Annotated in this window: 7 protein-coding genes and 2 pseudogenes; 3 read left to right on the plus strand and 6 right to left on the minus strand. The window is 68.5% G+C overall.

Annotated elements, in window-relative coordinates:
• Positions 1–95: 95 nt before the first annotated feature.
• Positions 96–1070 (plus strand): GGDEF domain-containing protein, encoded by a 975-nt coding sequence (locus tag IMZ29_RS21910; protein ID WP_216188330.1) that lies wholly within the window; start codon positions 96–98, stop codon positions 1068–1070.
• A 92-nt stretch (positions 1071–1162) separates the two neighbouring features.
• Positions 1163–1483 (plus strand): annotated as a pseudogene (locus IMZ29_RS23440) (TerB family tellurite resistance protein); the annotation flags it as partial.
• A gap of 654 nt (positions 1484–2137) precedes the next feature.
• Here IMZ29_RS23440 and IMZ29_RS23445 read toward each other — a convergent pair.
• The 6 genes and pseudogenes from IMZ29_RS23445 to IMZ29_RS21945 all read right to left on the minus strand — a co-directional run.
• Positions 2138–2317, minus strand: a pseudogene (locus IMZ29_RS23445) (winged helix DNA-binding protein); the annotation flags it as partial.
• 184 nt (positions 2318–2501) lie between these two features.
• On the minus strand, positions 2502–2936 hold the full coding sequence (locus IMZ29_RS21925) for a bacteriohemerythrin (protein WP_216188334.1): 435 nt from the start codon (positions 2934–2936) through the stop codon (positions 2502–2504).
• A 65-nt stretch (positions 2937–3001) separates the two neighbouring features.
• Positions 3002–3781, minus strand: a complete 780-nt coding sequence (locus IMZ29_RS21930; protein ID WP_244386952.1) for an SDR family NAD(P)-dependent oxidoreductase — start codon at positions 3779–3781, stop codon at positions 3002–3004.
• A complete protein-coding gene (locus IMZ29_RS21935; protein WP_216188336.1) occupies positions 3782–4711 on the minus strand; it encodes a PDR/VanB family oxidoreductase in 930 nt (309 codons plus the stop codon).
• Positions 4708–6021 (minus strand): Rieske 2Fe-2S domain-containing protein, encoded by a 1314-nt coding sequence (locus IMZ29_RS21940; RefSeq protein WP_216188338.1) that lies wholly within the window; start codon positions 6019–6021, stop codon positions 4708–4710. Before IMZ29_RS21940 ends, IMZ29_RS21935 begins: the two co-directional genes overlap by 4 nt.
• 205 nt (positions 6022–6226) lie before the next feature.
• Positions 6227–6577, minus strand: coding sequence for a DUF6788 family protein (locus tag IMZ29_RS21945; protein ID WP_216188340.1), 351 nt, complete (start codon positions 6575–6577; stop codon positions 6227–6229).
• Between the two features lie 44 nt (positions 6578–6621).
• Here IMZ29_RS21945 and IMZ29_RS21950 point away from each other — a divergent pair.
• A partial coding sequence (locus IMZ29_RS21950; RefSeq protein WP_216188349.1) for a DUF4277 domain-containing protein occupies positions 6622–7125 on the plus strand: 504 nt, incomplete at its 3' end.

Genomic DNA, 7125 nt, shown 5'->3' on the forward strand with positions numbered 1-7125 from the left:
CGGTCTACCCAGACCACCCCCGCGCCAGTGCTAGCTTTGCGTACCGTCACTTATTGCACTGAAAACGAGGAGACCCCTTCCTGACGCACCTCACCGTGCTGGGCTCGATGGGCCTCACCTCGCAACTGCTGCTGGTGCTGCGCGGCTACCGCAAGCCGCTGTCGAACCAGCCACTGCAGCTGGCCCTGCTGGTGTCGGCCGTCGCGATGCTAGTCCTGTGCTGGCTGGTGCCGCCGCGCTGGGGGATGTGGCTGGCCAACGGCTACGGCCTGGCGCTGGGCTTCGGCCTCATCGTGCTGGCGCTGCGCAAGGCCGTGCGCGGCACCCGCGTGGCCTGGATCTCGGCGGCGGGCGTTTCGCTGGCCATCATCAGCCTGGTCACGCTCGACTGGATCTGGGTGCACGGCGACACGACGCCATTGGCCGTGCACGCGCTGGGCGCGCTGTCTTCCATGGCCTACATCGGGATCATGGGCTGGGCCATGTGGATGCGCTACGCCTATGCGCTGGAGCTCAAGCAGGTGCTGGCCCAGGGCCCCAGCTTCGACCCGGTCACCCGGCTGCCCTCGCACGCCCATGCCGGGCGGCTGGTGGGCTCCTTCCTGCGCAGCGGGTCGGCGCAGTCGCTGGGCGTGGTGGCGGTGACGCTGGCCAACCTGGCCACGCTGGAGGCACTGTACGGGCGCGCCGCCTACAACCATGCGCTCTACGTCTCGGCGGGCCGGCTGCGGCGCTGCACGCCCCTGGGCGCCCAGCTCGGCCGGCTGGGCGATGACGGCTTCCTGGTGCTGGTGCGCACGGAAGACCCCGAACTCCTGAAGCACATGGCGGCCAAGGTGCGGCGCGCCCTCACGCAGCCGATCCACGTGGGCGAGGACATCGAGCAGCACACGGCCGGCGCGTTGCCGGCCGACTGGGTGGCCGACATCGGCATCGGCATGTCGCTGCGCAAGGACCCCGATGGCGCGGCCAGCGCGGTGGCCACGGCCCGCGCCATGTCGCGCGCCGCGCTGGCCATGGCCAGCCGGATTGCCTTCTCCGAACAGCGGGAAGCGAAAGTCGGCGCTTGAGCGGCGGCGTGGGTCTGGACCATCGGCGGACCGCGGCGGGAACCCGTCGCATCGTCCCGACTCTACCTGGCTCATCCCGAGCCGGAGTCCCCATGACCCAGACCGAAACACAAGCGATCGTCACCCTCAGCCTCATGGCCGCCTTCGTCGACGGCGACAAGCATGACCGCGAGCGCGCGGAGGTCAGGCGCATCGCCGAGGGGCTGGCGCAGTCCGACGCGGTGCACCTGCCCACGCTGGTGCAGGACGTGCTGATGAAACGGGTGGACCTGGCCGGTACCGCCGCGGCCCTGCGCTCGGCCGACACGCGCCAGCTGGCCTACGAGATGGCGGTCTGCGTGTGCGATGCCGACGGTGTGCAGTCGCTGCCGGAGCAGAAGTTCCTGGAGCAACTGCGCAGCACCCTGGGCCTGGATGCGGGCCGGGCGCGGCAGTTCACCGAAGACGCCGAATCCGTCGCCGCCGCGCCCATGGCCGGCCCGGTGCCGGCGCCGGGCGGCAGTGTCGAGCCTCCGCCCGTGCCCACGGCGGGCGTGGCTGGCGTGGGCGTGGGCGTGCGCACGCCCAACGTCAGCGAGCAGGAGCTCGACCAGACCATCCTCAACGCCGCCATCACCAACGGCGCGCTGGAACTGCTGCCGGAGACGCTGTCGACCATGGCGATCATCCCGCTGCAGATGCGGCTGGTCTACCGCATCGGCCAGGCCTACGGCTACGAACTCGACTCCGGGCACGTCAAGGATTTCCTCGCCACCGTGGGCGTGGGGTTGACCTCGCAGTACCTCGAACAGGCGGGCCGCAAGCTGCTGGGCGGGCTGCTCGGTCGCGTGGCTGGCGGGCTGGGGCGCGGTATCGTCCAGCGCGGCCTGCAGCTTCTTCAGCGATGCGTACAGCGCGGCGCGCTCCTGCGGATCCAGCACCTGCAGCAACTGCTCCTGGCTTGCGCGCGCCTGCGGCAGGATGCGGCGCGCCAGCGCGCGGCCGGCGGGGGTGATCGCCACGATCAGCCGGCGGCCGTGGGCCGGATCGGCTTCGACCGTGACCAGCGACTGTGCGCCGAGGGAGCGCAGCAGCCGCCCCGCGTACGCCTTGTCCATCGCCAGCGCGCGGCACAGCGTGGCCAGTTGCACGGAGCCTTCCGAATTCAGCCGTGCCAGCATGCGCCACTCGGCCACCGACAGGCCGTGCGCACGTGCGTAGGTGGCGCTGACCTGCTGCTGGATCGCCTGGGCGAGCCGCAGCAGCATGGTGCTGGGATAGTCCTCCAGCGGCAGGTCGGCAGCGAAGCGACCGTCGGCCTGCCAGGGGCAGGACTCGGCGGAGCGGGGCCGGCGGGACGGTGTGGACACGTCCACACTGTGATCCGGGCCGGGCGGCGACCGGAGAGAGTTTTCCCTGCGGTCCTAGGTATGCGTGGTGAGGTGGCGCCGATCAGCCCGGAGGCGAAGACCGGCGAGTGAGCACCACCGGCGCCCCACCCAGGCGACTGCGGGTGCGGGTATGCGCGACGCCTGCATCCATGGCCGTCACGTGCTCGGGCAGCCAGCGGCGCAGCTCGGCCGTCAGCCGCGCCACCAGATGGGCGGACTCGGTCGAGTCCGGACCGGCCGCGACGATGCCGCGCACCTCGTCCATCGACTTGAGCACGGCCGCGTGCTCGTCCAGGTGGCAGCTGGCGTTGCCGTCACGCATCTGCCGCAATTCCTGGTCCTCCAGCGCGAAGTGTTCGCTGGCGTGCGCCTGAAGCGCGTCGAGGCTGGCGAGCACGTCTGCGCCTTTGGCAGCGGCGAGGCGGTCGACGAGGTCGGCCAGCTTCGCGTGGTCAGCATCGAGTGTGGGATCTCCGAGAGCGGGTGCTTCTGTCATGGCTGGGCGGCGTCGAGCTGCAATTCAGGAATCGGGAGTAAGGCGGGAACGATAGCCGGCTTTTCTCAGCGCATGAAGAGCCCGCCGTTCATGTCCAGAGTCGCCCCGACGAAGAACCCGCCCTGGTCGGACGCCAGTAGCGCCACCGCGGCGGCGAACTCGGAGGCTTCTCCGAATCGGCCGATCGGCACCAGCTTCTCGATGCGCTCGATCTGTTCCTGCGACAGCCGCCCCTTGGCCGTGGAGATCGGGCCCGGCGCGATGGCGTTGACGGTGACGCCGGTGCCCGCGAGCTGCTGTGCGAAGTACTTCGACAGCATGGTCGCCCCCGCCTTGGCTGCCGCGTAGTGCGCCGACGCGACCGTGCCGCCGTTCTGCCCGGCCAGCGAAGTGATGTTGACGATGCGGCCCCAGCCGTTGGAGCGCATGTGATCGGCAAAGACCTGGCAGCTGAGGAAGACGCTGCGCATGTTGATTGCCACGATGTCGTCGAACTCCTCGGTCGTGATGTCCTGCACCGGCGTGCGCTTGGCGTAACCGGCATTGTTGACCACGATGTCGGTACGGCCCCAGGCGCTGGCGATGCGGTCCCGCGCATCCTCGAACGCCCGTTTGCTGCGCACGTCGAGTGTCAGGGCCATCGCAGAGACGCCGGAATCGTCCAGGCGATCCGCCAGCTGCCGCGCGGCTTGCCCGTCGATGTCGCTCACCGCGACGCGCGCGCCGGAGGCGTGGAACAGGCGGGCGATCTCCTCGCCCACGCCGCGGCCGGCGCCGGTGACCAGTGCCGTGCGGCCGTGGAAGTCGAAATTCACGGTGCTCTTGTTGCCGGTCGGCATGTCCATCTAGAGGTCCAGGGTAAGGGACGGGGTGCGTGCCCCGGAACAGCACACCATCACGGCGTCGTTCGCATCGCGTTCGTCCTGGGTGAGGAAGACGTCGCGGTGGTCCGGCACGCCATGGAGCACAGGCACGCGGCAGCTGCCGCAGACGCCTTCGGTGCAGGCGAAGCCCACGTCGACACCGGCGTTGAGCAACGCGTCCAGCATGGTCTCGCCGGCCTTGACCTCGAGGGTCTTGCCGCTGCGCTGGAGTTCCAGCCGGTAGCCGCCCTGGCATGCAGGCTGCGTGTCCGCCGAGAAATACTCGAAGTGCAGGCGCTTGCCCAGGTGGGCGCCATGCTCGCGGTACGCGGCCAGCATGCCGGCGGGCCCGCAACAGTAGGCATGCGCCTGCGGCGCCAGCGAGCCGAGCAGGCGCTGCAGGTCGAGCCGCGGCGTGCTCGGCTCATCGTCGATGGTCACATGTACCTGCGCGAATGCCGCCAGCTGGTCGAGGAAAGCTGCACGGGCCCGCGTGCGCACGGCGTAATGCAGCTCCCAGGAAGATCCCAGGCGTTGCAGTCTCGCGATCATCGACAGCATGGGCGTGATGCCGATGCCGCCGGCGACCAGCACAGTGTGAGCTGAGTTCTCCTCCAGCGGAAAGTTGTTGCGCGGTTCCGAGACTTCCACCAGCTGCCCGGCACGCCATTCCTCGTGGATGTGGCGCGAGCCGCCGCGGGTGGCGGGGTCCAGTTGCACGGCGATCTCGTAGGCGCCGTGCTCCCTGGGGTCGTTCAGCAGGGAATAGCTGCGGGTGAGGCCAGGACGCAGCGCCACGTCGACGTGGGCACCGGCGGTGAAGGGTGCCAGGTGCGCCCCGGGCAGTGGCTCCAGCCGGAAGCCCAGGATGTCCTGTGCCTCCCAGCGGACCGATCGAACCCTCGCCTTCATGCCCGCTCCTCGGGCTGCGCCGTCCAGCGCACCGCCTTTTCCAGTTGCGCCTGGTAAGCCTGTTCCAGCGGCGCGTCGGGGGCGAACAGGAAGGAGCCGGCGCGTGCGCCCATGAAGGTGTCCGGGTCGCTGGCGCCCGGCGGCAGTTCGCCGCTGTCGCGATAAGCACGGGCCGCGAGCAGCAGGCGACGGCGGGTGCGGGCGATCATCTGGTCGGTCGGCGCGAGATGTTCCCAGTCATGGTCCGTGATGGGCCCCATGCTCTCGGTCACCGCCTGGTCCTGGATGGTGATGTTGCCGATGCCGGTGTATTGCGTCCCGTCGCGCTGCGACTGGCGATCCAGGCCCCAGTCGTTGTGCGCCCGGTCACGGCAGCGCCAGCGGCCATGCCAGTCGTTGGTGTTCGGCTCGTACTCGAACTTCTCGTACAGCGGCTGCCCGTTCCTGCGCTTGGACACGTAGGCAGGGTTACCTTCGTCGACCCCGCCCGAGATGTCGAACAGCATGCTGTGGTGGTCGTCCATCGGCACCCAGGCGCGCGCGATGGCGCGGCTGGAGAAGCGTGCGTTGGGCGTCTGCGTCCAGAACGGGAACATGAAGTGGGCGACGCGCCAGGACATCTGGCCGTCGTCGTTCGTGCGGAATCCCCCGTACATCGTGCCCCAGTCGGTGTTGCGCACCTCATACTCGGGAGCGCGGTTGATGACGGTGGGGCGCATCGGATGGTCGTCGTCGAGGTCCTCGGGCTTGAGCATCCCCACGTGCAGGAAACCCACGTGAGAGGTGTCGATGTCGCCCTCCAGCGCCTGCAGCCAGTTGCACTCCCGCTGCAGGCACCAGATCTCGTTGCCGGGGATCAGGTTGGCCTCGATGTTGGGCAAGGGCGGGGGCGATTCCTGCTGCCGGCCCATGTACACCCACACCAGGCCGTTGCGTTCGGTCGTGCGATAGGCCTTGGCATGCACCTTGTCCTTGAATTCCTGGCGCGCCGGCACGTTGGGCATGTCCACGCAGTTCCCTCGCACGTCGAACTTCCAGCCGTGGTAGACGCAGCGGATGCCGCTTTCCTCGTTGCGGCCCAGGTAGAGCGAGGCGCAGCGATGCGGGCAGCGGTGGTCGAAGATGCCGACGCATCCCTGCGAGTCGCGAAAGGCGACGAGCTTCTCGCCCAGCAGCATCAGCCGCATGGGATCGCCGTCCGCCTGCAACTCGGAGGAGAGCGCCGCGGGTATCCAGTACTGCCGCATGAACTCTCCCATGACGGTTCCGGGACCCACCCGCGTCAGGTCGGTGCTGTCTTGCGCTTTCATGAATGCCCTTGCCGCGGTGCATGCCGCGATGGATGGTGAGGGGCCCGGAGACTTCCGGGCCAGTGCACTGATCGTAGGAGCAGACGCGGCGCCGCGTGATTCGAAGCGCGCCGGCGACATTCAATAACCGGAAGGATCGGCATACCGGCTTACTTTCCGCAGGTCGCCAGACGCATTTGCGCGTAATTTCCCGGTCGCGGGAAGGTCAAGGTTGGCGCGGTACTTCCAAGTCGATGAGACGCTCGGTCTGCTCCTCCCACTCACGCATAAGCTGCTTGGCACGGCGGTGGTTGTCGATCGCGTGTTGTAGAAGCTCGGCCTGCGCTGGCGTGACCATGCGATGCACGAGCTTGCCGCCGATCATGTGCCCCCATTCGTAGTACGGGCCATGACGGGCCTGCGGATCCTGGGCGCAACGGCACCCGGGCTTGCCGCACACCTTCATGCGCATGTGCAACGTGCCCGAGCACAGGTACTCGATGTCGGCCAGGGCCGCCCGGACGCCGCCGATCTTGTCTCGGACCTGCTTGATGTTTTGTGCGAGTGAACGCGGCATGAGTGCTTGACTTTTGCGATTCTGTCGTTAATAGTAGCGCCAGAATGCCAAGCTCGCAAGCCCCGACTTCCACCAAGGAGGCGGCAGGCTTCACTCTTCACACCGAGCGCCTGGGCCCGCTGCCCCTGATCAACCACTTCATCGAGCGCATCGGCCTGCACGACACCCTGTCGCGCCACATCCCCTCGGACGCTCGCTGCAGCATCACCCATGCCAGCGCGCTGGGCGTGCTGCTGCGATCGATCATCGTGGAGCGCGAACCGATCTACCGCCAGCACGAGACCGTGCACGGCTTCGCCGATGGCATGTTCGGCATCAGTGCCCAGGAGATGGAGCACCTGAGCGACGACCGCCTCGGGCGCGCCTTGGACCGGCTGTTCGATGCCGATCGCACGGCGTTGCTGACTGAGCTCGTGTTGGCCGTTGGGCAGCGCTTCGGGGTGCGTTTCGAGGAGTTCCACAACGACTCCACATCGATCAGCTTCTGCGGCGGCTACCGCCGCGCCCGAGGCCGCCAGATTCGCGCTCGCACCGCGCCCGCGATCACC

This window comes from Verticiella alkaliphila (genome assembly GCF_018904615.1).
Classification (GTDB): Bacteria; Pseudomonadota; Gammaproteobacteria; order Burkholderiales; family Burkholderiaceae_B; genus Verticiella; species Verticiella alkaliphila.

Bases quoted from the DNA above. Each gene is read 5' to 3' on its own strand.
- IMZ29_RS21935 (WP_216188336.1), bottom strand. From the start codon at position 4,711: ATGAAGGCGAGGGTTCGATCGGTCCGCTGGGAGGCACAGGACATCCTG.
- IMZ29_RS21940 (WP_216188338.1), bottom strand. From the start codon at position 6,021: ATGAAAGCGCAAGACAGCACCGACCTGACGCGGGTGGGTCCCGGAACC.
- IMZ29_RS21945 (WP_216188340.1), bottom strand. From the start codon at position 6,577: ATGCCGCGTTCACTCGCACAAAACATCAAGCAGGTCCGAGACAAGATC.
- IMZ29_RS21930 (WP_244386952.1), bottom strand. From the start codon at position 3,781: ATGGACATGCCGACCGGCAACAAGAGCACCGTGAATTTCGACTTCCAC.
- IMZ29_RS21925 (WP_216188334.1), bottom strand. From the start codon at position 2,936: ATGACAGAAGCACCCGCTCTCGGAGATCCCACACTCGATGCTGACCAC.